The following is a 26695-nucleotide window of genomic DNA, read 5'->3' on the forward strand; positions in this document are numbered from 1 at the left end:
TTGCCCTGCGCATCCGCCGACGCACCCGTGTCGTACGACCGCCGGTCCGCACCCGCACCCGCCATGACTGATCACACTCCCCGTGAAATGACTCGAAAGATGGCTCGAAGATGGCTCGAGGACGACTCGATGACAGCCCGAAGGCGGCTTGAAGGCAGCCCGAGGGCTTCGGCGGAGAGCCCGCGGCCCGTGCACGGCGGGCCCCGCCCATGACCTGACGACGGATCAGCGGAACCGTGCCGCGTCGAAGTTGGCCGCCGCCATCTGCTGGCGCGCGTTGTCGCCCTGCTCCTGGTCACCCGTGCCGAACGCGCTGTCCATGCCGGACTGACCGCCCAGGATCGCCGACAGCGAGGAGTTCAGCTCACTCGCGATCTGGTCCGCCCGCGCCTTGAACTGGTCGAACATCGCCCGGCCCGTGCCGTTGAACTTCCCCTCCAACGGCTGCGCCGCCTGCACCAGCTGGCGCACCAGCGACCCCAGGTCGTCCGACGAACCCCGCGTGTCCCGCACCAGGTTCGACAGCGTCTGCGCACCCATGTCGAACTTCACGTCCGAACTCGCCTCCCCCGCTTACCGATTGGCACAACTGAACGTTTCTGTGCCTCCATCGTCACAGCCGACGATCGCGACCGCAACCGTTCTTCGTCACAGGCATGCCACAGCCGGCGGTCGCCGCCTCAGGCGCGTGCCGCCGCGGACGCCCGTCCCCGCCCGCGGCGCCGGCGCCCGTCCGGCCACAGCCGCGGGCTGCGCCTCGCCGCCAGGTCCTCGACCCAGCCCACGGCCGGCACGGCGAGCGCGACGAGGGGCCAGACGAGGACGAACGTCCACAGCGTGTACGTCGCGTCGAGGGCGGCGGTGGCGCTGTCGCTCTGCAGGAAGGGCAGGTCGTAGGCCAGGTCGAGGAGCGGGAACGCGGCCATGATCAGCATGTTGTGCCACAGGTAGATGGTGACGGCCCGGTTGTTGGCGAGCGTCACCAGGGGGTCCCAGCGACGCAGGCGGCCGGGGAGTTCCCGCCAGGACGGGGAGTACGTCAGGAGGATCACCACGGCGCCGAAGGACCAGGTGGCCTGGGCGAGCGGGATGTCGTTCAGGTCCATGCCCTCGGGGCCCGGGTGGCCGGTGGCCCACCACAGGCCGAAGGCCATGACGAGGGCGGAGCAGGAGACGGCCAGGTAGCGCGGGACCTGCCGGAGCAGGCCCTCGTGGTGGGCGAAGCCCAGGATCCAGCAGCCGCCGTAGACGGCGAAGTCCGTGACGGCGTTGCCGGTTTCGCCGGGGATCGTGACGACGCCGGTGCCGACGACGGCCGCCAGGGCGAGCGGGGCCAGCAGGGTCGGCCAGGGGGCGCGGCGGAACGCCCGCAGCAGCAGCGGGGAGGCGATCACGAACCACAGGTAGGCGCGCAGGTACCACAGCGGGCCGCAGGCCTGTTCCGCCCAGGTGGGATCCAGCAGGCCGGAGGCGGAGCCGAGGTGCTCCGGGTACGGCGGGGCGCCGATGGGGACCAGGTAGTCGAACAGGTCGACGACGCCCCAGGCGCCGCCCTGGTCGGGGTCCTCGAGCGGGTTCCAGCCGCTCGCGAACATCAGCGGCAGCACCACCGCGCCGAACACCCACAGCGGCGGCAGCAGCCGGCGCAGGCGGCCGCGGATCACGCTCAGCGCGGGACGCTTGAGGGAACGCGCCATGAGGGAGCCGGCGAGCGCGAACATCACTCCCATGGACGGGAACAGCACCGTCAGCCACGCCCAGCCGAAGAGGTGGTAGACGACGACGCGGACCAGCGCGATCGCGCGCAGCAGGTCCAGGTAGCGGTCGCGTCCCGGCGCCGCCTGCGGGGTGGTGGGGGCGGCCTGTGCCTCGGGTGCCGCTGCCGCCGGTTCCGCTGTCACCGGTTCCGCTGTCACCGGTTCCGCTGTCACCGGTTCCGGGGCCGCCGCCTCCGGGGCCGCCGCCTCCGGTCCCGGTGTCTGGGACGGGGTCTGCGTCATGCCACGGGCCTCCGTTCGGTGCTGCCGACGTTGCCGGTGCTGCCGGTGCTGCCGGTGCTGCCGGTGCTGCCGGTGCTGCCGGTGCTGTTGACGCTGTCGACGTTGCCAGTGCTGTCGGCGGTGCGCCGGCGCGGCGCCGGTCCGCCGGGGGCCTCGACGACGCCGGTGCGGCGCAGTTTCTGCCAGCGCAGGCGGCCGCCGGTGAGGGCCGTGATCCAGGACTGCAGCAGGACGACGTACATGAGTTGGCGGTAGAGGATCTGCTGCAGGGGCAGCGAGATCAGGTGAGTCATGGGTTCGCGGTCGAGACGGAACGCGTAGGCGGCGCAGACCGCCTGGAGGGCGAGGACGCCGAGCCAGGCGCCGATCGTCTTCCCGGTGGGGCCGAACACCACGCCGTAGAGCAGGAAGATGTCGATCAGCGGCGCCAGCAGCGGTGCGACGACCATGAACAGGGAGACCAGGGGCAGGCCCACGCGGCCGAAGCGGCCGGAGGGGCCCCGTTCGACCAGGGCGCGGCGGTGCTTCCAGATGGCCTGCATGGTGCCGTAGGACCAGCGGTAGCGCTGGGACCACAACTGCCGGACGGTCTCGGGGGCCTCGGTCCAGGCGCGGGCCTTCTCCGCGTACACCACGCGCCAGCCGTCGCGGTGGATGGCCATGGTGATGTCGGTGTCCTCGGCGAGGGTGTCCTCGCTCATGCCGCCGACGCGTTCCAGGGCGGTGCGGCGGAAGGCGCCGACCGCGCCGGGGATGGTGGGCATGCACCGCAGCACGTCGTACATGCGGCGGTCGAGGTTGAAGCCCATCACGTACTCGATGTGCTGCCAGGCGCCGATGAGGGAGTCGCGGTTGCCGACCTTGGCGTTGCCGGCGACGGCGCCGACGCGCGGGTCGGCGAAGGGCTGGACGAGTTCGCGGACGGTGGACGGCTCGAAGACGGTGTCGCCGTCCATCATCACGATCAGGTCGTGCCGGGCGTTGGCGATGCCCCGGTTCAGCGCGGCCGGTTTGCCCGCGTTGAGCTGGCGGATGACGCGCACGCCGGGCAGGCCGAGCGCTTCGACGATCTTCGCCGTGCCGTCGGTGGAGCCGTCGTCGACGACCAGGACCTCGATGGGGTGGTCGCTGGCCGCGAGGGAACGGACGGTGTTCTCGATGCACTTGGCCTCGTTGTACGCGGGGACCAGCACCGACACCGGTTCGGTGACCGGCGCCCCGGGGCCCCAGGTGAAGTCGCGGCGGCGGGTGCGGCGGGCGTGGACGCCGGAGAGCAGCAGCATCAGCAGGAAGCGGGCGATGACCAGGGAGCCGACGACGGCGAGGCCGACCGCCAGGCCGTCGGTGATCTTCTCGGACGCCTGGACGAGGAGGATCCACGCCCGGCCCTTCCACAACTCCGGCCCGGTGACCGGGGTGTGGGCGCTGGGCGCGTCGAGTGCCTCGGTGAGGTTGGCGAACGTGTAGCCCTTCGCCCGCATCAGCGGGATGTAGCGGTCGAGGGCCTGCACGGTCTGGTGGCGGTCGCCGCCGGAGTCGTGCATCAGGACGACCGCGCCCTTGCCGCCCTCGGGGGTGGCGTTGCGGATGATCCGCGCGACGCCGGGCTTGCGCCAGTCCTCGCTGTCGACGGTGTCGACGACGGTGATGTAGCCGAGGCTGCCGATGTACCGGGTGACCGGCCAGGACTTGTCGTCCATGGCGTCGGCGAAGGAGGAGTAGGGCGGGCGGAAGAGGGAGGTGCGGATGCCGGCCGCGCCGGTGATGGCGAGCTGGTTGGTGGACAGCTCCCAGTCGATGCGCCGCTTGCCGTGGTAGGAGAGGTCGGGGTGGTTGAAGGTGTGCAGGCCGACCTCGTGGCCCTCGGCCACCATGCGCCGCACCAGGTCCGGGTAGCGGGAGGTCATGGTGCCGGTGACGAAGAACACCGCGTGCGCGTGGTGCTTTTTGAGCGTGTCCAGGACCTTGGGGGTCCAGGTGGGATCGGGGCCGTCGTCGAAGGTGAGGACGAGGCGGTGGTCGGGGATGCGCAGGCTCTCGGTCCTGCCGCCGCGGGTGTCGATGACCGGGCCGCCGTCGAGGATCTTCTCCGGCACCTTGTCGGTGGCGGCCTCGGGCCGTATGCGGTGGTCGGCGAGTATCTCGCTGTGCACGTAGCCGCGCAGCATCAGCATCGCCATCAGGGCGACGAGCAGCAGGACGGGCACCAGCAGGCGAAGGGGCAGGCGGCGGCGCCGGGACCCGGTTCGGGCCGGTGTGGCGGGCCCGGGACGGCGGGTGCGGAATGCCATCAGAGGACGTGCTCCGGGGTGGGGGCGTTCGAGGCGGCGGTCGTGGCGGATGCGGCGGATGCGGCGGGGCTGGAGGCGACGGGCGCGGGCGTGGGCGATCCTCCGGCCACCGGCGTCGAAGCCCCGCCGGCGGCGGGGCTGGGCGCGTTGGTGGCGGTGTCGGTCGGCGTGGGCGTCGCCGAGGAGCCGCTGCCGCCACCGCTGCCGTTGCCGTTGCCGGTCGTGCCGCCGGTCGTCGTGGGCGTGGGGGCGCCGGTCGGCGAACCCGGCCTGACGACCGGGTTGGTCGCCGTGGAGCCCGGCTTCCTGCCGGAGGAGGTGGAGCGCGGGGCGGGGCTCGCGGACGCGCCGGGGCTCAGCGCGGGCGCCGCCGTGGCCCCGGGCGCGGATACGGTGGCGCCGGTCGACGGCACGGCCGGGACGCCGGGCGCCGTCGCAGCGCCGGGGATGTCGCCGCCCACGAGGCCGGGGGGCGGCAGCGCGGGCTCGGACGGCTCCGGCGAGGTGTCGTCCTTCTTGCTCGCCGGCGGATCGTCGTCCTGGCCCGGCACCGGCAGCCAGGGCGCGGTGGAGTTGCCGAAGAAGAGGGTGACGACGATGACGACGGCGTAGGCGGCGCAGGCGACGGCCGCGGCCAGGCCGATGCGGCGGAAGCGGCGGCTGCGGCGCCCGGACTCGTCCACGAAGACGGGCCCGTCGGAGCCGACCGTGCCGCTCGCACCGCCCGTACCACCCGTGCCGCCCGTGTTCTTGCCCCCGGTGCCCCCGCCGGCCCCGGGGCCGGCGGCGACGCGGACGCCGTCGAGCTGGACGGTGACCTCGTCCGGATCGACCTGGGAACCGGCTCCGTCGGCACCGGCCGGCTCCGACCAGGGGTCGGTGACGAGCCGGACGGCACCGGGACCGGGGCCCTTCAGGGGCCGGGTCCCGTCGGTGGTGGCGGGCTCCGCCAGGACCTCGGCCTTGTCGGTGGTGGCGAGCTCCGCCAGGACCTCGGCCTTGTCGGTGGTGGCGGGCTCCGCCAGGGGCCGGGTCTCGTCAGCGGCACCGGACTTCTCCAAGACCTGGGTCTCGTCGACGGCACCGGGCTCCTCCAGGACCTGGGTGTCGTCGGTGACGCCGGACTCCTCCAGGACCCGAGCCTCGTCAGTGGCATCGGGCTCCTCCAAGACCCGGGTCTCCTCGACGGCACCGGACTTCTCCAGGACCTGGGTCTCGTCGGTGGCGCCGGGGACGGGCCGCTTCGGAACGGTGAGGGCGCCGGTCGCCGGGAACGCCTGGGTGTCGCCGCCGACGACCGGGTTCTCGCCGGTCGCGGACGCGGCATCAGGCCATTCTGGTTGGGCGTCTTCTCGCCATTTCACGCGCACGTACGTCCCCCCAATAAATGGTTCCGGGTGTGCAGACGACTCGAGCACACGTCGCGCTTCCGGGCCCCCACTCGGAACAAGCGTCCCCATTTGTCACATCGTGCTCGGGCTCCGAATGTAGCGCGTGTGCGTATTTAGTGCACACCGGATCAAGATTGTGAACAAATCCCGCGCCACTCTCCTGGCCGAAAATGACCAGGTGTAGTCAGATACGGTCTTGACCGATCACGCGTTCAATCCGCCGGCGCCGCCGCCGGAGACCCGGCCACACCCTCGGCGGCTTCGGTGACTTCAGCGGCTCCGGCGGCTCTGGCAGCTCCGGTGACTCCGTCGGCCCCGTCAGCTCCGTCGGCCCCGGCGGCTTCGTCCACGTCCGGCAGCCACGCCCCCGCCGGCCGCCGCAGCCACCCCTCCGCCTCGCCCAGTTCGCGCGCCGCCCGGCGCAGCGCGTCGAGGCCGGGATGACTCGCTCCCCTGCGCCACACCAGCGAGACGGGGGACAGCGGGACGGGGTCGACGAGGGGCCGCAGTACCGTGCCCGGCAGGGGCGGGAAGTCGACCACGGCCAGGATGGGGTGCCCCGTTCGCGCCATGATCCGTTCGAACTCGGCCGTCCCGACCGCGAGGGGAAGCGGGGCCGCCACCTCGATTCCGCGCCCGGCGAAAAGGCGTCGCGCAAGGTCGGTCCACTCCGGGGTGCGCGGGTTGCCGGCGCCGGCGTACACGGTCTCGCCGGCCAGCGCGGCCAGCGGCACCTCCCGGCCGGCCGTCAGCCGGTGGTCCCCGGGCAGGACGACCGCCATCGGCTCGTACCGCACCACCCGGTGCTCCAGCCGTGCCCGCAGCGCCGGTTCCAGTCCGGCGAAGCGGCCGAACGATGCGTCCAGGCGCCCGGCGAGCAGTTCCTGCGCCCCGCCGGTGAGCCCGCTCTCGTACCGGGCCATCAATTCCAGGTCGGGGGCGAGTTCGCGGGCCCGGGCCAGGACGCGGGTCGCGGTGACGTGCTCGGGGAAGTTGAGGTCGACCAGGAGCGGGCGGGGCCGGCCGAAGGCGGCGAGCAGCTCCTCGTGCGCGGCCAGCACGCGGCGCGCGTACGGCAGCAGCCGGGCGCCCTCGGCGGTGAGCGTCACCTGCCGGGTGGTGCGGACGAACAGCTCGGCGCCGAGGTGCCGTTCCAGGCGCCGGATGTCCCGGCTGAGCGCCTGCTGGGCGATGTACAGGCGGGCGGCGGCGCGTGTGAAGTGCAGTTCGTCCGCCACGGCGAGGAAGGCGCGCAGCAGGCGGGGGTCGACGTCGGCGGCGGCGGACATGCCGGGAACTTACAACGCAGGTGCGTGAATCGGGGCGGAACAGGTGTTGGACCGCTTGATCGGTTCCGGGCGACCGTGGCGACATGCCTCAACCGACCCCGCGCCCCGGCGTCCCGCCGACCCCGCGCCCCAGCGTTCCGCCGCCCCCGGACCCCGACGTCTCGCCGGCCTCCCGCCCCACCACCCGATCAACCCCGCACCCCGGCATCCCGTCGATCACCCGTCCCCCCAACCAGCCGACCCCGCAACCCGCTCCGCCTCTCCTCACCGTCACCGCGGACACGCTCGTCGCCGTCGACTTCACCCCGCGCGCCCGGCGCAGGCCGGCCACCCGCCGCCGCACCCCCGGCCCGTACCGCCGCCTCTTCACCCTCCCCGGCACTCGCGCCTTCGCGACCGGGAATCTCCTCGCCCGGCTCCCGATGGGCATGTTCGGCGTCAGCGCGGTGATGATGATCGCCGGGACGCGCGGCTCGTACGCCCTCGCCGGCGCCGTCACGGCGACCGGCCTGGCGGCGACGGCGGTGACCGCGCCGTGGGTGGCGCGGCTGGTGGACCGCCACGGCCAGGCCCGCGTCGCCGTGCCCGCCACGGTGTGCGCGGCGCTGGGCAGTCTGGCGCTGGTGCTGTGCGTGCGCCGCGGCGCGCCGGACTGGACGCTGTTCGCCGCCCACGCGGCCACCGCGACCACGCCCAACATCGGCGGCATGGCCCGCGCCCGCTGGAACCACCTGCTGCGCGAGGACCCGGCGGCGCTGCACACCGCGAACGCCTTCGAGCAGGCCGCCGACGAGGCGTGTTTCCTGCTGGGCCCGGTGCTGGCGGCTTTCCTGTGCGGGACGTTCTTCCCGGAGGCGGGCACGCTCACCGGGGCGGTGCTGCTGGTGGCGGGGATGCTGCTGTTCTGCGCGCAGCGCGCGACCGAGCCGCCGCCGGCCCGCCGTACCGCCGCCGGGCGGGGGCCGGTGCGGGCGCCCGGCATGCCGGCGCTGCTGGCGGTGTGCGCGGCGCTGGGCACCGGCTTCGGCGCGACCGAGGTCGTCACCGTGGCGTTCGCGGACGCACACGGGCACCGGGCCACGGCGGGTGTGGTGCTGGGGCTGCAGGCGGCCGGTTCCTGCGTGGCCGGCCTGGTGTACGGCGCGGCGCGGCCGGGCGGAGCGGCCGGGCGGCGGCTGACGTGGTGTCTGGCCGCGCTGGCCGGGCTGCTGGCGCTGCCGCTGCTCGCCGCCCGGCTGACCGGTTCGGTGCTCGCCGTCGGCGCCGGGCTGCTGGCGGTGGGGACGGCGATCGCGCCGACGATGGTCACCCTCATGACCCTGGTGCAGCGGCGCTGTCCGCCCGGTCGGCTGACGGAGGGCATGACACTCGCGGTGACCGGCCTGCTGACCGGGGTGGCCTGCGGTTCGGCCGCCGGGGGCTGGGTGGTGGAGCACGTCTCGGCCGCGGCCGGCTACGGCCTTCCGGTCACGGCCGCCGTCCTGGCGCTGGCGCTGTCCCGGCTGTCCGGCCCACCGAACGCGGGGGGCACTTCACGCGCACCCCATTGACGTGTCCACGGTCCGCACCTACCGTCGCCCGCCGAAGCGCTTCGACGTCACACATCGAACCGTTTCAACAACGCTGCGTGACCCCTCCGACGCCCATCCGACTCCCCTGGAGGCAGGGGATGTTGACGGCACGACGGCACACGGCGACGACGACGGCGACGGCAGTGGCGGTGGGCCTGAGACTTGCGGGGTCCTGCGAAGGGCCGTGGCAGGGGCGGCCGCCGGTGCCTGGACCGTGTCAGGGCTGAGAGAACCCGGCAAGCCCCTTGGCCACGCTGTCACCGTCGTGCATCACGTGGTGCGGTGCGGTTCGGTTCCTCCCGCTCCCGCACCGTACCGACCGCGCTAACCGACTCCTCCATAGGTCACGGTCCTGCCCGGCCCGAGTGCGCGGGCGACTCGCCGGGTCAACTGCCGTCCCTCCCGGTCCAGCCGTTCATAGGCAGCGTCCCGCGCGGCGTCGTCCCGCTCCGTGAGCCACCTCTCCATCACCGCGTCGATGTCCTTCGCCCACTGGTACAGGGCCGCGATCAAGTCGTCGGAGAGGCCGAGGGCGGCGGCGGGGTCGTCCGGGGCGAAGTCCCCGAACTCCTCGGCACGCAGCGGAAGCCACTTGTACTCGCCCTCGACGACGATGTGCACCGGGTACGGAGGGGCGCCGTGCGCGTCGACGGTCCAGTGCAGGCGCCGGCATCCCCAGCACACGAACTTCGCGGTGCGGTGCCGCTCGTCCCAGTAGCGCACCGCCCAGGCGGGACCGAGGTGCCGCGCAAGCGCCCGAGCCGCCTCCAGCCCCTGCTCGACGTGCTTGCGCAGGACCGCTCGGGTCGTGAATCCACCGGGAGGACGAGCCCGGTTCCACGAGTCCAGCCGGTCTGCGAGGTCGCCGGACAGGCCCAGTCCGGGGTCGTCCAGCGGCACGTCACGGGCGAAGTCGCCGATGTCGGCGTGTGCCTCCGCGTCCGTGGTGCGCAGAGGTGACAGGTCGTCGTAGGCGCGGATCAGGAGGGGGCGCGGATCGGTGTCGTACGTCATGCGGGCCGGCCCTTCTCCTTCTGCTCCGCGGTCCGGGAGCTACGGAAACCCGATCGGTCTGGTCATGGACGACTATGCGGTCAGGTCCCCGACGCCACACCAACGTTCGGAAAGTCCGGATTTACCACGTCTCCGCCCAGCCCTCCCCCATCACCCTCAGCCCTACGGAGCCGGAACCCGCAGTACGCACCACACCGTCTTGCCGATGCCGGCGGCGCGGGGTTCTGCGCCCCAGTCGTCCGCCAGTGCCGCGACCAGGGCCAGGCCGCGGCCGGTCTCGTCGTCCGGTGCCGCTTCCCGCGGCGCCGGCAGCGTGTCGTCCGCGTCCGTCACCGACACGCGCAGGTGGTCCTCCGCCAGCACGGCGCGTGCCCACATCTCGCGGCCGCGGGGGACCTTGGCGTGCCGGTACGCGTTCGTCATCAGCTCGCCGAGCAGCAGCACCGCCGTTTCCACGACCTCCTCCGGCAGCTTCCAGGACGACGCCTGCTCACGCAACAGCGTCCGGGCCCGGGCCACGCTGCGGGCGTGGCGGGGCAGGCGCCACTCGATGTCCCGGGGAACCGCGGAAGGGGAAGGGGAGGGTCGAGGGGCGGGTTCTTGGGGCGGTGTCCGCATGCGCCGTGTCCCTTGGGGGTGATTCTCCGTCATGTACGGACCCCAGGCTGGCGATCGGCACATAGCCTCACGAGTGGCGGAACGGGTACAGCGCGTAGCCGTACCCGGCGTGACAGCGGGAGGCGGGTGGGCCAGTGACTTCGGGGGAGTCCCGGCAGGCGCAGCAGAACTGGCGGTACTGCGGCGGGCAGATCAAGCTGTGGCGGGAGGAAGCGGGGGGTCAGCCGCCAGGCACTGGCCGACGAGGCCGGCTACGACTACGAGTACGTCAAGTCGATGGAGTGCGGACGGCGCAGGCCGACACTCAGGCTCCTGCAGACCGCGGACCAGATGTGCGGGGCGCGGGGCAAGCTGGTCGCCGCGCACGAATACCTGAAGCCCGAGAAGTTCCTCTCCTACGCCGAGGACTACGTGAAGTACGAGTCCGAGGCGATCTCCTTGAGCTTCTACCAGCCCCTCCACATCCCGGGCCTGCTGCAGACCGAGGAGACCGTGCGGGCGCTGCTCAACGCGTACCTGCCTCCGCTCGACGACGAGACGATCGAGGAACGCGCCACCGGGCGGCGCGAGCGGCAGGTGCTGCTGGACAAGCGGACCACGGCGTTCAGCTTCGTGATCGGGGAGGCCGCACTCAGAAACCCGGTGGGTGGCCCGGAGGTGCACAGACGGCAGTTGCTCCGGCTGGTGGAGGCGGGCAAGGCGCGCAACGTGACCATCCAGGCGCTGCGGTTCGTCGGCGCCGGTCCAGGTGTGGACGGCCCCTTCGTGTTGCTGGAAACCGCCGAACATGAGCTGCTGGTCTATGAAGAGGGGCAGGAGACCGGGAGGCTGTACGCGGACGCCGATAAGGTCAGCGCCATCGTCCAGCGGCATGCCATGATCCTCCGGCAAGCCCTCGGTCCGGACGAGTCGGCCCGGTTCATCTCGAAGTTGGCGGAGGAGCTGTGAGCACCGAGTTGGCCTGGTTCAAGTCCAGCTACAGCAGCAGCGGAGGCGGCGAATGCCTCGAAGTCGCCTACGCCTGGCGGGAGTCGAGCGACAGCGGTGGCCTCCGCGGCTCCTGTGTGGAAGGTACTGCCGACGCCGTCCACGTCCGTGACTCCAAGCTCGGCGCCCGAAGCCCCCGCTTCGCCGTCCCCGCGCCGGCTTGGACCGCCTTCGTCGCGTACGTCTCCCACGGAGCCTGAATCCAGGAAGAAACCGTGAGCGTCCGCGGGCCGGGGCGGCGACCCGCGCGCAGGCGTACAAGGGCCCGTCGCTCACCGGCACCGGGCCCCCGAGCCAGCCGCTCGGAATCCCCGGCTCACCCCAGCCGAGGGGGTGCGGGTGGCGGAGCCCCCGCACCGCGCGCACGAAGTGCGCGCAGAAACGACGAAGGCGACCAGGCCCGCGCTGTCCGCGGGCACAGGTCGCCTGTCGCCTTCGTGGAGATGGCGGGAATCGAACCCGCGTCCAACGGTGCAGAACCAGGGCTTCTCCGTGCGCAGTCCGCTTCGCTTTTCTCGGCCCCGGAGATCACGCGGACAAGTCTCCGACGGGCTCAGTCACTGTGTGGTTTCCCTCTACGCCCCGTGACCGGGCTTAGAGGTTGAGTTCCCTAGCTGATGCCAGGATCCGGGTCGGGAACAGTCCCGGGCTGACACTCCCGTAGGAGTTCGCTTCGCCGCTTATCAGGCAGCGAGGGCGAACTGGGAGGAATCGCGCTTGGTGTTGGCGATTATTTTTTTCGGCCTGTGGTTTACGAGATCATGGCCGCTTCCTCGGCACGCTTCCCCTGCTTCGACAACCGCTGTCGAAACCGATCATCCCCATGTTGATTTTTCAATCAGCGACCCCGTCGCGCTCCGGCGAGGGGCCTCGCACCGCACCGGGTGCGGATCCCATCGTACGTGACCAACGCACGTCGATGCCACCGTGTTCCCGGCGGGTCCCCCGGCGGTCACCCCGCCGTGGTACCTGGTGCAACGCGTCCGGGTGGCGGAGCATTCCCGCCCCGGGAGCCGCGGGAGCATGATCCGGCTCACGCCCGCTGCCGACGCCGGGCCGCGGCGATCGCGCGGGCGGCCTCGCGCCGGTCCTGCTTCTCCCGCAGCGCCTGCCGCTTGTCGTACTCCTTCTTGCCCTTGGCCAGGGCGATCTCCACCTTGGCGCGGCCGTCCTTGAAGTACAGCGACAGCGGCACCACGGTGTGCCCGGTCTCCTGGGCCTTGCCGTAGAGCTTGTCGATCTCGGCGCGGTGCAGCAGCAGCTTGCGCTTGCGGCGGGCGGCGTGGTTGGTCCAGGTGCCCTGGCTGTACTCCGGCACGTGCACGTTGTACAGCCACGCCTCCCCGTCGTCGATCTGGACGAAGCCGTCGACCAGTGACGCCCTCCCCTGGCGCAGCGACTTCACCTCGGTCCCGGTGAGCACCAGACCGGCCTCGTAGGTGTCGAGGATGAGGTAGTCGTGCCGCGCCTTCTTGTTCTGCGCGATCAGCTTGCGCCCTTTTTCCTTAGCCATAGTGCCGCCATTTTCGCACTCCGCAGGAGGTGCGGGGGAAGCGAATAAAGATCGACACGAGGGGGCGGCGCGAGGGGGCGGCGCGAGGGGTCGGCGTGAGGGGCGGCGCGCGGTGCCGGCCACGGACCGGGCACGGCCCGGTTACGGCCCGACCGGCCCGGTCACGGTGCTACGACGCCGTGCCGGTCGCGTCGCCCAGGCCGCCGAGCACGGTCCGCGCCCGCCGCAGGGCGTCGCCGCCCGCGTCCAGGTCGGGCGTGATGCCGCGGCCGTCGACGCCGCGCCCGGAGGGGGTGCGGTAGTGGCCGACGGTCAGTTCGGCGACCGAGCCGTCGGGCAGGCGGGTCGGCATCTGCACCGAGCCCTTGCCGAAGGTGCGGGAGCCCACGACGACCGCCCGGCCGCGGTCCTGCAGGGCACCGGTGAGCAGTTCGGCCGCGCTCATCGTGCCGCCGTCGACGAGCGCGACCAGGGGTCTGGCGGTGTCGCCGCCGGGCTCGGCGTGCAGCGCGCGCTGGGCGCCGTCGACGTCGTAGGTGGCCACCAGCCCGCCGTCGAGGAAGGCGGACGCGGCGGTGACGGCCTCGGTGACCAGGCCGCCGGAGTTGCCGCGCAGGTCGAGGACGACGCCCGCGTGCGCGGGTGCGTGCCGCACGGCGCTGCGCACCGCCTCGCCGGAGCCCTTGGTGAACGCGGTGACCTGGATGACGGTGACCCCGTCGGCGAGGCGGCGCACGGTCACGGGGTGGGTGGACAGGCGGGCACGGCGCAGGGTGAGGCTCCAGGCGCGCGTGCCGCGTTCCAGGCCGAGCCGGACGGGGGTGCCGGCGGGGGCGGCGGTGTCGTCGCCGGCGTCCCCGCGCAGCAGCCCGACCACCTCGGTGACGGGCAGCCCGTCGACCGTGCGCCCGTCGATGCTGCGCAGCCGGTCGCCCGCGCGGATGCCGGCGGCGGCGGCCGGCGAGCCGGTCTGCACCCGGGTCACCTCGATACGGCCGTCGCGCTCGCGGCGCGCCCACAGCCCGACGCCGGTGTAGCGGCCGTCGAGGGCCTGCTCGAACTCCTCGTACTCGCCGCGGGAGTAGACGGCGTCCCAGCGGTCGCCGCTGCGGCTGACGGCCTGCTCGGCGGCCTCCATGGGGGACATGCCGCCGGCCATCGCGCGGGAGGCGGCCTCGGCGACGGCCTCGCGGTGGCTCGCGACGGCCTCGCGGTGGCTCGCGGCGGCGGAACGGGCCGGTCCCGACGGGGTCTTCCGGCCGGTTCCGGCGGGGTCGGTGCCGGGCAGGGAGCCCGTCGCCGCACCGGTCACGAGCACGCCCGCGCAGACCAGTGTCAGGGCGACCCCGCGGCGGGTGCGGCGGGGCGGACAGAACAGCTCTCGGCCTGACATGGCGGTGAGTCTAGGACAACGCTCGGGGCCGTACGGCCGGTTGACCGCACGGCCTCCTTGGCGTGCGTCACACCTTCAGGTACTTGCGGAGCGCGAAGAGTGCCGCCAGGCCGGGCATCAGCAGCCCGATCGCCAGCACCAGCGGCAGCTTGACGATCACCGCGTCCCAGCCGATGAAGTTGACCACCGGGATCCGCGCGGCGAGCCACCCGTCGATGAGGAGGTACTTGGCGCCGACGATCAGCACGACGGAGACGCTCGCGCCGATGAGCCCGGCGATGGCGGCCTCGGCGATGAACGGGGCCTGGATGTAGAAGCCGGACGCGCCGACCAGGCGCATGATGCCGATCTCGCGGCGGCGGCTGAACGCCGAGACGCGCACGGTGTTGACGATCAGCAGCAGCGCCACCACCAGCATCAGCGCCATCACGCCGAGGGCCGCGTAGTTCATGCCGCTGAGCAGGTTGAACAGGTTCTCCAGCACGTTGCGCTGGTCCTCCACCGACTGCACGCCGGGCCGACCGGAGAACGCGGTGTCGATCACCTGGTACTTCTCCGGGTCCCGGAGCTTGACCCGGTAGGACTCCTGCATCTGGTCCGGGGTGATCGAGCTGATCAGCGGCGAGTCCTTGAACTGCTCCTTGTAGCGCTGGTACGCCTGGTCCGCCGACTCGTAGTAGACCTTCTCGACGATGGGGAGCGCTTCCAGGTCCTTCTTGATCTGCGTCTTCTGCTCCTGCGTCACGGCGCCCTTGGCGCAGTGCGAGTCCGACTCCGCGTCGGCCTTGTTGCACAGGAAGATGGAGACCTGGACCTTGTCGTACCAGTACCCCTTCATCGAGCTCACCTGGTCCCGCATGAGCAGCGAGCCGCCGAAGAGGGTGAGCGAGAGGGCCACGGAGATGATGACCGCGAAGGTCATCGTCAGGTTGCGGCGGAGACCGACCCCGATCTCCGACAGAACGAACTGCGCGCGCATGGCGTCTGGTTGGGCCTTTCCGTTCCTGGTCAGTGCTGGTAGCCGTACACGCCGCGGGCCTGGTCGCGGACGAGGCGCCCCTTCTCCAGCTCGATGACGCGCTTGCGCATCTGGTCCACGATGTTCTGGTCGTGCGTCGCCATCACCACGGTGGTGCCCGTCCGGTTGATGCGGTCGAGCAGCTTCATGATGCCGACGGAGGTCTGCGGGTCGAGGTTGCCGGTGGGCTCGTCGGCGATGAGCAGCTTGGGCCGGTTGACGAAAGCGCGCGCGATCGCCACGCGCTGCTGCTCACCGCCGGACAGCTCACCGGGCATCCGGTCCTCCTTGCCGCCCAGTCCGACGAGTTCCAGCACCTGCGGCACCGACTTGCGGATCTCGCCGCGCGACTTGCCGATGACCTCCTGCGCGAACGCCACGTTCTCGGCGACCGTCTTGTTCGGCAGCAGGCGGAAGTCCTGGAACACCGTCCCCAGCTGGCGGCGCATGTGCGGCACCTTCCAGTTGGACAGGCGCGCGAGGTCCTTGCCCAGGACGTGCACCTGGCCGTGCGTGGCCCGCTCCTCGCGCAGGATGAGCCGCAGGAAGGTGGACTTGCCCGAGCCGGAGGACCCGACGAGGAACACGAACTCGCCCTTCTCGATCTCCAGGGAGACGTCCCTGAGCGCGGGGCGGTTCTGCTTCGGGTAGACCTTGGAGACGTTGTCGAATCGGATCACGGGTGCACCACGGGTCGCCGGGGATTGATGTGCGTGACCATACGCGAACGGGGCAGGAGCCCGCAGGTGCCGTACGGGTTGTGCGCAGCTTGTGTGCATTTGCCCCGGTGACCGGGGTGGGTGCCCCGGTGCGGCCGCCCCGGGGAAGCGACGCGGGAACGCGCGGAACCTGGCACAGTGGAGGGGGAACGTTCGCACCCGCGCGAGCGTTGTCGTACGTGAAACCGGTGCAAGGAGGGCGAGCGCATGACGTACGACCGGCTGGTGTGCGCGAATTGCGCGGCGCCCGTGAGCGAAGGCCGGTGCCCCGTGTGCCGTGCGTACCGCGAGCGGATGCAGCAGGAGAACTTCTTCGCGGGACTGAACCCGATGGCGCTGATCGCGCTGCTGGCGGTCCTGATCGCGGCGGTGGCGCTGCTGGCGCACCAGACGGCCTGAGCAGCCCTGAGTAGTACGGCCTGAGCGGTAGAGGCGGCACAGGCGGCACGGTCCGGGCGGCGCTCGCCCGAGGCCGCACGCGAAGGCGGCGGCAGGCGGATACGGCAGATGTGCGAGGGGCCCGGAGCACACGCTCCGGGCCCCTGCCGTGTCACGGTCCGTACGGCGCGCGCTTACCGTACGTGTCGCTACGGCCGTCTCAGGCGGCGGCTCCGCCGCGGCCCTCCATCAGGCGCGGCAGGAAGCGGAAGCCGACACCGCCGGCGATCATCGTGGCGGCACCGACCAGCAGGAAGGTGGTCTGCGCGGCACCCGTCTCGGCGAGCTGCTTGCCGCTGCCCTGGGCGGCGGCGTTGGAGCTGCCCGCGGCGGCGGTGTCCGAGCCGGTGTCGGTGAGGGCGGAGGAGCCCTCCTCCTGGGTGGAGGCGTGGGAGCCGCCGTCGGGGTTGGTGTGGGTGTTGCCGCCGCCGGAACCGTTGCCGTGGCCGTTTCCGTTGCCGTGGCCGTTCCCGCCGCCGTGGCCGTTCCCGTTGCCGTTGCCGTTCCCGTTGCCCGGGGTGGTCGGCTCCTCGGTCGGCTCCGTGGGCTCGCCGGTGGGCTCGGTCGGGTCGGTGGCGGTGGGCGTGCCGGGCTCGGTCGGCGTACCCGGGGCGGTCGGCGTACCCGGGTCGGTGGGCAGACCGGTGTCGGTCGGCGTGGGCGTACCCTCGGTCGGGCCGTCGCCGACGGTGACGCCGATGTCGGCACCGCTGCCACCGGCGCTCAGGTTGACACCGAGGTCGAGCGCCGAGGCGGCGCCCGCGGCGGTCAGCGAGGCGCCGGCCGCTATGACGGCACCGGCTGCGATGCGCGCGACACGGATCCGTGTCTTCTTGGTCATGTGGTTGCTACCCCCAGTAGCTGATCGTCAGTGAGGCCGCGCTCGGGGCCGTGATCGACGGAGGTAGCGCTCAGAGCCCCCCGGTTCACATGCGCCCCGGAAACACGCATGCCGCGCTCCACACTCGCGATTTTTCAAAGGAGCGTCAAGCGCGTTGCGGGCGCGATGTCTTGTTGGGGCGTTTTGCGAGGCGCCGAGTCCTGTGAGTGTGATGCAAAACCCAGACACAAGGCAACTGCCGCCCGTGGGGCGGCAGTTGCCTTGTCGACAAAACGTTTCGGAACGTACTTCGGAACGGACGCCGAAGCGGACCGCGGAGCGGGCTTCGAGGCGGCGCCGCCGGGACGCCTACTTGCTCTGCTGCTCCTGCTCCCGCTGCTTGCGCCAGCGAATCCCGGCCTCCAGGAACCCGTCGATCTCGCCGTTGAACACGGCCTCCGGGTTGCCCACCTCGTACTCGGTGCGCAGGTCCTTGACCATCTGGTACGGGTGCAGGACGTACGAACGCATCTGGTTGCCCCAGGAGTTGCCGCCGTCGCCCTTGAGGGCGTCCATCTTGGCCTGCTCCTCCTGGCGGCGCCGCTCCAGCAGCTTGGCCTGGAGGACGGCCATGGCGGTGGCCTTGTTCTGGATCTGGGAGCGCTCGTTCTGGCAGGAGACGACGATGCCGGTGGGCAGGTGGGTGATGCGCACCGCGGAGTCGGTGGTGTTCACGCCCTGGCCGCCGGGCCCGGAGGAGCGGTAGACGTCGATGCGCAGGTCGGACTCGTCGATGTCGACGTGGTCGGACTGCTCGACCACGGGCAGCACCTCGACACCGGCGAACGAGGTCTGCCGCCGCCCCTGGTTGTCGAACGGCGAGATGCGCACCAGCCGGTGCGTGCCCTGCTCGACGGAGAGCGTGCCATAGGCGTACGGCGCCTTCACGGCGAAGGTGGTCGACTTGATGCCGGCCTCCTCCGCGTACGACGTCTCGTACAGCTCCGTCGGGTAGCCGTGCCGCTCCGCCCAGCGCAGGTACATGCGCTGCAGCCGCTCGGCGAAGTCGGAGGCGTCGACACCGCCGGCCTCGGCGCGGATGGTGACGACGGCCTCACGGGCGTCGTACTCGCCGGACAGCAGCGTCCGGACCTCCATCTCGTCCAGCGCCTTCTTCACGGCGGCCAGCTCCTGCTCGGCCTCCGCCCGGGTGTCCGGATCGTCCTCGGCCTCGGCCAGCTCGAAGAGCACCGCGAGGTCGTCGATGCGGCTGCGCAGGGCCTCCGCCTTGCGGACCTCCGCCTGCAGGTGCGACAGCTTGCTGGTGATCTTCTGGGCCTCGTCCGGGTTGTCCCACAGGGACGGTGCCGCCGCCTGCTCCTCGAGCACGGCGATGTCTGCCCTCTTCTTGTCGAGGTCCAGGACGGCCTCGATCGACTCCATGGTCGAGGAGAGGGACTTCAGCTCTTCGGATACGTCGACGACTGCCACGCATCCAGCCTAACGGCTGCGGCAACCCGACTCGCCCATGAGCGGCCCCACCGGGCGGGGGAACGGCGAAACCGCAGGTCAGGGGGGTGGGTGGGGGTGGCGGTCCGCCTGGTGGGGGCTGGCGCGGAGTCCTTGCCGGGGGTGCGGGACGGTGTCCTGGCCAAGGGTGCGGGGCGGAGTCCTGGCCAAGGGTGCGGGGCAGAGTCCTGGCCAAGGGTGCGGGGCAGAGTCCTGGCCAAGGGTGCGGGGCGCAGCCCTCGCCCGGTCGTGAGGCGGAAGCCCCTCGGGGCGCAGGGGGCGGAGCCCCCGCCGGGGTCCGGGGCGGAGCCCCGTGACGGTGGGCTGTGACCCACCGAGACGGGCGGGCGGGTGGGAAACCTCCCGGGGGCGCAGGGGGCGGAGCCCCCGCTCGGGGTCCGGGGCGGAGCCCCGTGGCGGGGCCTTCTGTCCGACCGAGACGGGCGGGTGGGCGGGAAACCCCCGGGGGCGCAGCCCCCGCCGGGGTCCGGGGCGGAGCCCCGTGGCGGTGGGCTGTGACCCACTGGGACGGGCGGGCGGGTGGGCAAACGGGAGGCCCCGCCTACGGCACCGCCGGCGCCGACGTCGACGTACCGCCGCGCGGAGGCGCCCCCGTATCGTCGTCGCCCGCCGCCAGCCACGCCCCGATCCCGACGGCGGCCGCGAGGCCGACGGCCGCCGCCCCGAGGGCGATCCGGCGCCGCCGGGCCGCTGCCCGGTGCCGGGCGGATCCGGGCCGCGGGGCCCCCGCGGCGCGCGGCGCGCGGGCGGTGCCCCGGGCGCCGCCGGCCAGCTCGTCGGGCCCCGGCACACGCATCGACGTGTGGGTGTCACGGTTGGAGTCCGGTTTGGCCCCCGGCACCAGCGGCACGGCACCCCGCCGCCGCACCGGCCCGGACCCGCCCGTACCGCCGCCGCCCCCGGCCGCCCCGGACGCCCCGGCCGCCGCGGCCGGCTCCTCCGGGGCGTCCTGCACCGGGTCGACGTCGGGTTCGTCGACGTCGAGCGGCGGCATCCCGGCGAGCAGCGGCAGCAGCTCGCGCAGCCGGGCGGCCATCTCCGAGGCGCGCAGGCGGGAGGCGGGCGCCTTGGCCAGGCACTGCACCAGCAGCCGCCACAGCTCGTCGGGGATGCCCGGCAGCGGTACGACGGTCTCGGTGACGTGCCGGCGCAGCACCGCGCCCGGGTGTCCGCCGCCGAACGGCGTGAAGCCGGCGAGCAGCTCGTACAGCACGGTGGCGAGGGCGTAGATGTCGACGGCGGCGCGTGGCGGCAGGCCCTCGACGATCTCCGGGGCGAGGTAGTCCGGCGTGCCGATGATCTTCGTGGCCCGGGTCCGCTTCGGCGCGTCGATCAGTTTGGCCACGCCGAAGTCGGTCAGCAGCGCCGGGTGCGCGCCGCCGGGCCCGAGCGGGCCCTGCATGTCGAGGAGCACGTTCTCCGGTTTGACGTCCCGGTGCACGACCCCCGCCGCGTGCGCGGCCGCCAGGCCCTCGGCGACGTCGGCGGCGATGGCCACCGCGGCCTCGGGTGCGAGCCGCCGTTCCCGCTCCAGGCGGGTGCGCAGGTCGGTGCCCCGGACCAGGTCCATGACGAGCGCGAGGTCGTTGCCGTCGACCACGAGGTCGCGCACGGAGACGATGTGCGGGTGCTCCAGGCCGAGCAGTGCCGTGCGCTCCTGCACGAAGCGCGCGACGAGTTCCTGGTCGGAGGCCAGGTCCTCGCGCAACAGCTTGATGGCGACGGGACCGTCCGGTCCCTCGCCCAGCCACACCGTGCCGGCGCTGCCCCGGCCCAGGATCTGGTGGGCGGTGTACCGGCTGCCGATCTTCCGTGCCAAGACTGCTCCTACAGACGCGTGTTGCCGACAAAACTACGCGTCCGGAGAGCCGGCCCCCGCCGCGGAGACGGAAATCACCCGGCGGATGTCGACACATCCCCAAGCCTGCCGCCGGGCCGGCCGTCAGTTGCCGCCCGTTCCGCCGGAACCGCCGGAACCGCCGTCGTTGCTCAGCTTCCCGACCCAGTCGCTGACGGTGTGGAACCAGTGGCTCAGCTGCTGCCAGTAGCCCCTGCCCTGACCGATCCAGTCCCGCAGCGGGCTCAGCTCCCAGATCAGCCAGCTCGCGACGACCAGGATGACGATCGTGAACAGGCATCCCTTCAGGCAGCCGAGCCCGGGGATCCGCATCGGGTTGGCGCTGCGCTGCCGCGGCGGCCGGGGCTCGCGCGCGGGCCGCTGCGGCGCGGGCGGTGCGGGCGGCGCGTACTGCTGCGGCTGCGGCGTGGCGTACCGCTGGGGCTGAGGCTGGGGCGTGGCGTACCGCTGGGGCCGCTGCTGCGGGCGCTGCCGCTCGGGGGCGCGCGGCGGCTGCTGCTGGGGCCGGGCCACCTGCCGGTGCGGGCGGCGGCGCAGCGGGTCCTCGCTGGGGTCGAGGTACTGGATCTGCGTCTGCTCGTTGCGGTCGCGCGCGGCGCGCAGCTGCGTCTGCCAGGGGTGCGGCTGCTCGGGCTGCTGTCCCTGGTCCTCGCCGGACTGTCCCGGCGGCACGGGCGGCATGACGCGCGTGGGGTCGGCGGCGCCGGGCGGGCCGGAGGTGTGCGGCAGCACGCTGGTGGCGGCGTTCGGGTCGTAGACCCCGGCGGGCCCGGCCGCGGAGCCGCGCGGCAGCACCTGCGTCGGGTCGGCGGCGCCGGCCGCGCCCGTGCCGGGGACGGCGGCGGGCGCCGGGTCGGGGGCGAGGAGCGCGGCGACGTTCTCGGCGGCGGCGATCTGCGCGGAGTTCGCGTGTACGCCGATGCCGTCGGCCACGACGCGCAACGCGCGTGCGAGGCCGACCGCGCCGGGCCGCTCGTCGGGGTTCTTGCGCAGGCAGCGCTCGATCACCGTCCACAGCGGGTCGGGCACGGTGGAGGGGCGGCGCGGCTCGGCGCTCAGGTGCTGGTGCAGCACCTCCAGGGAGGTCTGCCCGGAGAACGGCGGACGCCCGGTGACCAGCTCGTACAGCAGGATGCCGGCGCCGTAGATGTCGACGGCGGAGGTCTGCGGGCGACCCTCGGCGGACTCGGGCGCGACGTAGGCGGGCGTGCCGACGAACTCGTGGGTGCGGGTCAGGCCGGGCGAGTCGGCCAGCCGGGCGATGCCGAAGTCGGTCAGCATCGGGTGCAACTGGTCGCCCTGCTGCTGGAGCAGCACGTTGGCGGGCTTCAGGTCGCGGTGCACGACGCCGTCGGCGTGGCTGGCGGCGAGCGCGTCGGCGATCTGCGCGGTCAGCAGAGCGGCGCCGGCGGGCGTGAAGGGGCCGTTCTCGCGCAGGTAGCGGTGCAGGTCGGGACCCTCGACGAGGTCCATGACCAGCGCCAGCAGGTCGCCCTCGACGACCAGGTCGCGCACCCGGACGATGTTCGGGTGGGTCAGCCGGAGCAGCACGGAGCGCTCCCGCAGGAACCGCATCACGACGTCCGGGTCGTTCGCCAGCTCCTCCTTGAGGACCTTGATGGCGACGGTCTCGCCGGGCTGGCCGGGCACGGCGGCCTCGGCGCCCGCGGTCTCCCTCTGGCGACCACGCCAGACGGTGCCCGTGGCGCCGCGCCCGAGCGGCTCCTCGAGCAGGTACTTGCTGCCTACCGGCCGCACGTCATGCGCTCCCTGCTGCTCGCTTGCCTGGTCGGTCCGGCCGCCGTCTCCGGCGTGCTGCGGGTCCTTCCGACCCACTGTAGTGCCGCACCGCGCGCCACCGGGCCGTCACCGGTGCGCGCCACGCGTGGCCGCCCGCCCGTCCGCCGTCCGTCCGCCGCCCGCGCCGCCGGTATGCCGCACGGGCAGATAACTACGGACGGAACGCCGTCCGCGTTCGACGGACCGACGTACCGGACGTGTTGGACGGACCCGACATACCGCACGTGGTCGGTGGACATACCGCACGTGATCGGCGGACGGAGAGCCGTACATGGCGGACGGAGAGCCGTACATGGCCGTACATGTTCGAAGGAAAGACGCGCGCTTCGGTGCGCTGGTTGCCGGTCGGCGAACGTGACCGATCTCAAACGGTCACGGATGGGCCGCTGGGCAGGCATTTTTGCGGGCAGAGCCGACCAATCAAGATCACTTGACCGTGGACGGCGGGCACGTTGTCAGCGGCAGGTGCGAGGATGCCCCTGTACTGGCCGACGTGCTCGTGCGGCGGTGGGGGAAGTCCGCGAGGGGGGAACCGCGGGCCGGCCCCGTCCCCCTGCCTCCGTCCGGGCGCCCGCGCAGAAGGGACCGCTGACGGCGATGCAGATCCGGCTGACCGTCGTAGACCCGCTGGCCCCGTCCCCCGAGACGCGGGGCCGCGCCGCGCGCTGCGACGTGCTGGTGACGGCGCCGACCGGTACGGCCCTGGCCGCGGTGGCCTCCGCGCTCGCGTCGGCGGTCTCCGGCGGCGACGGCGGCTCCGCCGTGCTGTACGCCGGCGCCGAACGGCTCGACCCGCAGCGCAGCACGCTGGGCGAGCCGCCCCTGGTCGACGGCGCCGTGCTGTCCCTGGGTGCCCCCGCCGACCCCGAGCCCCACCCCGAGCTCGACGGCGCCCCGGCCCAGCTCCACGTCGTCGCCGGCCCCGACGCCGGCGGCGTCCACCTCCTGCACGGCGGGCGCGTCACCGTCGGCCGCTCCGCCGACGCCGACGTCCCGCTCGACGACCCGGACGTCTCCCGCCTGCACTGCGCGGTCACCCTCGCCCCCGACGGCCGCGTGTCCGTCGCCGACCTGGACTCCACCAACGGAACGGTCCTCAACGGCGCCCGGGTGGGCACCGACCCCGTCCGCTTCGTCCCGGGCGCGCTGCTGCGCATCGGCGAGTCCGCCCTGCGGCTGGCCCCGCCCGGCGGGCCGGGGGCACGGGTGCGCACGGCGGCCGACGGGGAGGGGCACCTGCGGGTGCTCACGGACCTGGCGGCGGCCGGTGCGCCGGCGAGCGGCGCGGGGAGCCGGCCGGGTGCGCCGGCCGCCGCCCCCGCGGGCGGGGCGGGCGCCCGGGAGCACGGGGCCGTGCCGGGACCGGCGCCGCAGCCCGTGCCGGGACCGGCGGGGGAACCGCCGCTGGTGCCGGGCCGGGCCGGGGCGCCGCCGCTGGAGCGGCGGGCCGGGCACCGGGACCCGGGCCCGGAGGACGACACCCATGCCGCGTACTTCGGTGTGGCCGGCCGTCCCGGCGCCTTCACCGGCGCGGGGACGGCGGACGTAGGGACGGCGGACGCGGGGGTGGCGGACGCGAAGACAGCGGGTGCCGGGGCGGCCGGTGCCGCGGCGGCCGGTACGGGGGCGGCCGGTACGGGGGCGGCCGGTACGGGGGCGGCCGGTGCCGCGGCGGCCGACGGCAGGGGCCGCAAGGGCACGCCGCTGCGGGGGACCGAGGTGCCGCCGGGCGTGCGCCGCCGGGGCGGGCTGGCCGCGTGGGCGCGACGGCTGGCCTCCGGCCGCGGCGAGCAGCCGCGGGATGCCAGGGAGGCGTACGCCGGGGAGGCGTACGCCAACGGGTCGTCCGCGGCGCGCACGGCGCCCGCGGCCGCCGCGCCGCAGGCGCCGGAGAGGTGGCCGGATCCGGCGGCGCTGCTGCTGACGGCGCTCGGGCCGGGGCCGCGCCTGTGGGAACGCGGCCCGGACCACCCGGAGGCGCTGACGGTCCGGCTCGGCACGGCCGACCGGGCCGCACCCGACGGCTCCGGGCTGCTGCCCGCCGTCCCGGTCACCACCGACCTGCGCGAGGTCGGGTCGCTGGGCCTGGCCGGGCCGCGCGAACGGCTGGCCGGGCTGGCCCGCGCGGTGCTGGCGCAGCTCGCCGCGCTGCACTCCCCCGACACCCTGGAGATCGTTCTGATCAGCGCGGACCGCTCGCGGCCCCTGGCCGAGTGGACCGCCGAGTGGGCGTGGCTGGGCTGGCTGCCCCATGTGCGCCCGCGGCACGGCCAGGACTGCCGCCTGCTCCTCGCCCTCGACGACGACCAGGCCGCGGCCCGCGCGCGGGAGCTGCTGCGCCGGCTGCAGGACCCGCCCGCGGCCCCGGCACCCGGTGCCGCCGATCCCCGGCCGGCCGTGCCGCCCCGGCGCCCGTCCTGGGCACGGGACACCGGCGAGGCCGTCGGGGCAGCCGAGGCCGCCGGGACCGCCCCGGCTGCCGTGCCCGGCCCGTACAGCGTGCTCGTCGTGGACGGCGATCCCGGGAGCGCCGCCGTGCGGGAGGCGGTGCTGCGGCTGGCCCAGGAGGGATCGCGCGCCGGTGTCCACGTGGTGTGCCTGGCGGAGACGGCGTCCGCCTCCCCGGTGTCGCCGGTGACGGAGACGTACGAGGCGGCGTGCGCGGTCGCGCCCGCGTTCCGCGCGTGCGGCGCGGTCGCGCTGCTCAGCGGCGACGTGGCGACGGCACTGCGGCTGATGCGGGTGGCGCGGGCCGGGACGGCCGCGACGGCCGGGCCCGCGGCGCCCTTGGCCGGGCTGCCGGGGGCGGACCCGCGGGCGGGTGCCCGCCCGGTCCCCCGCCCGCGCTCCGGCGCCGCCGCGCCGCACCCCGGCCCCGGCGCCGTGCCCCCGTCCCCGCGGGGAGCCGAACCGGGCTTCGTCGGGCACGGCACCGTGGCCGCCGTGGACGCCGTGTCGGCCGCCTGGGCGGAGCGGTTCGCGCGGGCGCTGGCGCCGCTGCGGACGGACGGGGCGGACGGGCAGCGGCACGCGCGCGTGGCGGCGCCGCTGCCGCAGTCGGCACGACTGCTGGACGAGTTGGGGCTGGCCCGGGCCACCCCGGCGTCCCTGATGGCGCGTTGGGCGGACGCGGCCGACGACGCGACGGCCGTCGGCGGGCGCGCCCGGGCCGTGCTCGGCGCCGGACCGCGCGGCCCGGTCGGCGTCGACCTCGCCGCGCAGGGGCCGCACCTGCTCGTCGAGGGACCGGCCGGCAGCGGACGTACGGAGCTGCTGCGGGCCGTGGTCGCCTCGCTCGCCTCCGCGGAGCGGCCGGACCGGCTGGGCATCGTGCTGGTCGACGGGCGTGACGGCGCCGGCGCGGGCGGCGGGCCCGGCGAGGGCCTGCGGGTGTGCACGGACGTACCGCACGTCACCACCCACCTCACCGCCAACGACCCCGTGCGCATGCGGGAGTTCGCGCAGTCCCTGACCGCCGAGCTGAAGCGGCGGGCCGAGCTGCTGGGGCGCGGCGACTTCGCCGAGTGGCACACGCGGCGTGCGGTCTCCGGCCGCCTCGTCGCGCCGCGCACCCCGACCGACCGGATCACCCCGACCGACCGGATCACCCCGACCGATCGGATCACCCCGACCGATCGGATCACCTCGACCGACCGGGGCACCCCGACCGACCGGATCACCGCGGCGGACCGGATCACCCCGGCCGGCCGGGGCATCGCGGCCGACCGGGCGGACGCGCCCGGCGGCGGTGCCGCCGACCTGGACCCGGCGTCGAGCTCGACGCTGCGGCTGCGGCCCGCGCGGGAGCGGTCGCAGGCCGGGGCGACACCGCCGCTGCCCCGGCTGGTGGTGGTCGTGGACGACCTGGACGCGCTGCTCGCACCCGCCCTCGGCGCCCCCGGGCGGCCGGCCGCGGGCTCCGTCATACGGGCGCTGGAGGCGGTGGCCCGGGACGGGGGGCGGCTCGGCGTGCACCTGGTGGCGGCGGCCGGCACCGGGGGCCGTACCGCCGAGTCGGAGCCGGCCCGGCGGGCCGCGCTGCGGGTGACGCTGGAGGCGCCCGGATCGGGCACCGACGCTCCGGCACCGGGCCGGGGACGGCTGGCCGCGGCGGACGGCTCGGTGACGCCGTTCCAGGGCGGGCGGGTGACCGGGCGGATTCCGCGGACGGCGACGCAGCGGCCCACAGTGGTGCCGCTGGAGTGGGAGCGGATGGGAGACCCCCCGGCCCGGCGGCCCGTGCGGGAGCTGGGGAACGGGCCCACCGACCTCGCCCTGCTCGCCAGCGCGATGGAGCGCGCGGCCCGCCAGGTCGCGGCGGCGGAGATGCCGTCGCTGCTCTGAGACGCCGTCCGCCGCCGCAAGCACCTCACCGCCGCGGACACCGCCCGTCGCCGCGGACACCGCCCACCCTGCCGCGGGCACCGTCGCCGCCGCGGACACCA

Annotated in this window: 20 protein-coding genes and 1 other RNA gene; 5 read left to right on the forward strand and 16 right to left on the reverse strand. The window is 74.0% G+C overall.

What is annotated here, in order from left to right:
* Positions 1–225: 225 nt before the first annotated feature.
* The 5 genes from IE225_RS27615 to IE225_RS27635 all read right to left on the reverse strand — a co-directional run bounded on the left by IE225_RS27615 (position 226) and on the right by IE225_RS27635 (position 6971).
* The gene (locus tag IE225_RS27615) at positions 226–552 is read right to left on the reverse strand and encodes a hypothetical protein (RefSeq protein ID WP_190056484.1); all 327 of its coding nucleotides are present in this window, start codon (positions 550–552) and stop codon (positions 226–228) included.
* Positions 553–680: 128 nt separating this feature from the next.
* On the reverse strand, positions 681–2000 hold the full coding sequence (locus IE225_RS27620) for an acyltransferase family protein (protein ID WP_190060349.1): 1320 nt from the start codon (positions 1998–2000) through the stop codon (positions 681–683).
* Positions 1997–4291: a bifunctional polysaccharide deacetylase/glycosyltransferase family 2 protein gene (locus tag IE225_RS27625; protein ID WP_190060350.1), complete on the reverse strand. Its 2295-nt coding sequence runs from the start codon at positions 4289–4291 to the stop codon at positions 1997–1999. The genes IE225_RS27620 and IE225_RS27625 overlap by 4 nt, the downstream gene beginning before the upstream one ends.
* A complete protein-coding gene (locus IE225_RS27630) occupies positions 4291–5655 on the reverse strand; it encodes a hypothetical protein (protein WP_190060351.1) in 1365 nt (454 codons plus the stop codon). The genes IE225_RS27625 and IE225_RS27630 overlap by 1 nt, the downstream gene beginning before the upstream one ends.
* A 239-nt stretch (positions 5656–5894) precedes the next feature.
* On the reverse strand, positions 5895–6971 hold the full coding sequence (locus IE225_RS27635; RefSeq protein WP_190060352.1) for a LysR family transcriptional regulator: 1077 nt from the start codon (positions 6969–6971) through the stop codon (positions 5895–5897).
* An 83-nt stretch (positions 6972–7054) separates the two neighbouring features.
* Between IE225_RS27635 and IE225_RS27640 the strand changes: the two genes are divergently transcribed.
* Positions 7055–8521 (forward strand): MFS transporter, encoded by a 1467-nt coding sequence (locus IE225_RS27640; RefSeq protein ID WP_190060353.1) that lies wholly within the window; start codon positions 7055–7057, stop codon positions 8519–8521.
* Positions 8522–8866: 345 nt separating this feature from the next.
* Here the strand turns inward: IE225_RS27640 and IE225_RS27645 are convergent, their stop codons facing one another.
* Both IE225_RS27645 and IE225_RS27650 read right to left on the reverse strand, forming a co-directional pair.
* On the reverse strand, positions 8867–9556 hold the full coding sequence (locus IE225_RS27645) for an immunity protein CdiI family protein (RefSeq protein WP_190060354.1): 690 nt from the start codon (positions 9554–9556) through the stop codon (positions 8867–8869).
* A 162-nt stretch (positions 9557–9718) separates the two neighbouring features.
* Positions 9719–10075, reverse strand: coding sequence for an ATP-binding protein (locus IE225_RS27650; RefSeq protein WP_229880128.1), 357 nt, complete (start codon positions 10073–10075; stop codon positions 9719–9721).
* Between the two features lie 375 nt (positions 10076–10450).
* Between IE225_RS27650 and IE225_RS27655 the strand changes: the two genes are divergently transcribed.
* Complete coding sequence (locus IE225_RS27655) at positions 10451–11122, forward strand: DUF5753 domain-containing protein (protein ID WP_308432564.1); 672 nt, start codon at positions 10451–10453, stop codon at positions 11120–11122.
* Positions 11119–11361 (forward strand): DUF397 domain-containing protein, encoded by a 243-nt coding sequence (locus IE225_RS27660; protein WP_190060356.1) that lies wholly within the window; start codon positions 11119–11121, stop codon positions 11359–11361. The genes IE225_RS27655 and IE225_RS27660 overlap by 4 nt, the downstream gene beginning before the upstream one ends.
* A gap of 235 nt (positions 11362–11596) precedes the next feature.
* Here the strand turns inward: IE225_RS27660 and ssrA are convergent.
* The 5 genes from ssrA to ftsE form a co-directional block, all read right to left on the reverse strand.
* Positions 11597–11984, reverse strand: a transfer-messenger RNA (tmRNA) gene (gene ssrA / locus IE225_RS27665).
* A 210-nt stretch (positions 11985–12194) separates the two neighbouring features.
* Positions 12195–12674, reverse strand: a complete 480-nt coding sequence (gene smpB, locus IE225_RS27670; protein WP_190060357.1) for an SsrA-binding protein SmpB — start codon at positions 12672–12674, stop codon at positions 12195–12197.
* Positions 12675–12843: 169 nt separating this feature from the next.
* Positions 12844–14067: a S41 family peptidase gene (locus tag IE225_RS27675; RefSeq protein WP_190060358.1), complete on the reverse strand. Its 1224-nt coding sequence runs from the start codon at positions 14065–14067 to the stop codon at positions 12844–12846.
* Between the two features lie 67 nt (positions 14068–14134).
* The gene (gene ftsX, locus IE225_RS27680) at positions 14135–15046 is read right to left on the reverse strand and encodes a permease-like cell division protein FtsX (protein ID WP_190060359.1); all 912 of its coding nucleotides are present in this window, start codon (positions 15044–15046) and stop codon (positions 14135–14137) included.
* Positions 15047–15075: 29 nt separating this feature from the next.
* Positions 15076–15765: a cell division ATP-binding protein FtsE gene (ftsE, locus tag IE225_RS27685; protein WP_190060360.1), complete on the reverse strand. Its 690-nt coding sequence runs from the start codon at positions 15763–15765 to the stop codon at positions 15076–15078.
* A 246-nt stretch (positions 15766–16011) separates the two neighbouring features.
* Between ftsE and IE225_RS27690 the strand changes: the two genes are divergently transcribed.
* A complete protein-coding gene (locus tag IE225_RS27690) occupies positions 16012–16203 on the forward strand; it encodes a hypothetical protein (protein WP_190060361.1) in 192 nt (63 codons plus the stop codon).
* Between the two features lie 199 nt (positions 16204–16402).
* On the opposite strand, the gene IE225_RS27695 is transcribed toward IE225_RS27690, so the two are convergent.
* The 4 genes from IE225_RS27695 to IE225_RS27710 form a co-directional block, all read right to left on the reverse strand.
* A complete protein-coding gene (locus tag IE225_RS27695; protein ID WP_190060362.1) occupies positions 16403–17083 on the reverse strand; it encodes a hypothetical protein in 681 nt (226 codons plus the stop codon).
* A gap of 348 nt (positions 17084–17431) precedes the next feature.
* Positions 17432–18553, reverse strand: a complete 1122-nt coding sequence (gene prfB, locus IE225_RS27700) for a peptide chain release factor 2 (protein WP_190060363.1) — start codon at positions 18551–18553, stop codon at positions 17432–17434.
* 580 nt (positions 18554–19133) lie between these two features.
* Positions 19134–20411 (reverse strand): serine/threonine-protein kinase, encoded by a 1278-nt coding sequence (locus IE225_RS27705; protein WP_190060364.1) that lies wholly within the window; start codon positions 20409–20411, stop codon positions 19134–19136.
* 123 nt (positions 20412–20534) lie between these two features.
* Complete coding sequence (locus IE225_RS27710) at positions 20535–22208, reverse strand: serine/threonine-protein kinase (protein WP_190060365.1); 1674 nt, start codon at positions 22206–22208, stop codon at positions 20535–20537.
* A 639-nt stretch (positions 22209–22847) separates the two neighbouring features.
* Between IE225_RS27710 and IE225_RS27715 the strand changes: the two genes are divergently transcribed.
* Positions 22848–26594: an FHA domain-containing protein gene (locus tag IE225_RS27715; RefSeq protein WP_190060366.1), complete on the forward strand. Its 3747-nt coding sequence runs from the start codon at positions 22848–22850 to the stop codon at positions 26592–26594.
* Positions 26595–26695: the final 101 nt, after the last annotated feature.

Source organism: Streptomyces echinoruber (assembly GCF_014651135.1).
Lineage (GTDB): Bacteria > Actinomycetota > Actinomycetes > Streptomycetales > Streptomycetaceae > Streptomyces > Streptomyces echinoruber.

Coding starts and splice junctions, on each gene's coding strand:
- smpB (WP_190060357.1), bottom strand. CDS start 12,674: ATGGCTAAGGAAAAAGGGCGCAAGCTGATCGCGCAGAACAAGAAGGCG.
- ftsX (WP_190060359.1), bottom strand. CDS start 15,046: ATGCGCGCGCAGTTCGTTCTGTCGGAGATCGGGGTCGGTCTCCGCCGC.
- IE225_RS27640 (WP_190060353.1), top strand. CDS start 7,055: ATGCCTCAACCGACCCCGCGCCCCGGCGTCCCGCCGACCCCGCGCCCC.
- IE225_RS27690 (WP_190060361.1), top strand. CDS start 16,012: ATGACGTACGACCGGCTGGTGTGCGCGAATTGCGCGGCGCCCGTGAGC.
- IE225_RS27675 (WP_190060358.1), bottom strand. CDS start 14,067: ATGTCAGGCCGAGAGCTGTTCTGTCCGCCCCGCCGCACCCGCCGCGGG.
- IE225_RS27655 (WP_308432564.1), top strand. CDS start 10,451: ATGGAGTGCGGACGGCGCAGGCCGACACTCAGGCTCCTGCAGACCGCG.
- IE225_RS27635 (WP_190060352.1), bottom strand. CDS start 6,971: ATGTCCGCCGCCGCCGACGTCGACCCCCGCCTGCTGCGCGCCTTCCTC.
- IE225_RS27645 (WP_190060354.1), bottom strand. CDS start 9,556: ATGACGTACGACACCGATCCGCGCCCCCTCCTGATCCGCGCCTACGAC.
- IE225_RS27695 (WP_190060362.1), bottom strand. CDS start 17,083: ATGACCAAGAAGACACGGATCCGTGTCGCGCGCATCGCAGCCGGTGCC.
- IE225_RS27625 (WP_190060350.1), bottom strand. CDS start 4,291: ATGGCATTCCGCACCCGCCGTCCCGGGCCCGCCACACCGGCCCGAACC.
- IE225_RS27715 (WP_190060366.1), top strand. CDS start 22,848: ATGCAGATCCGGCTGACCGTCGTAGACCCGCTGGCCCCGTCCCCCGAG.
- IE225_RS27620 (WP_190060349.1), bottom strand. CDS start 2,000: ATGACGCAGACCCCGTCCCAGACACCGGGACCGGAGGCGGCGGCCCCG.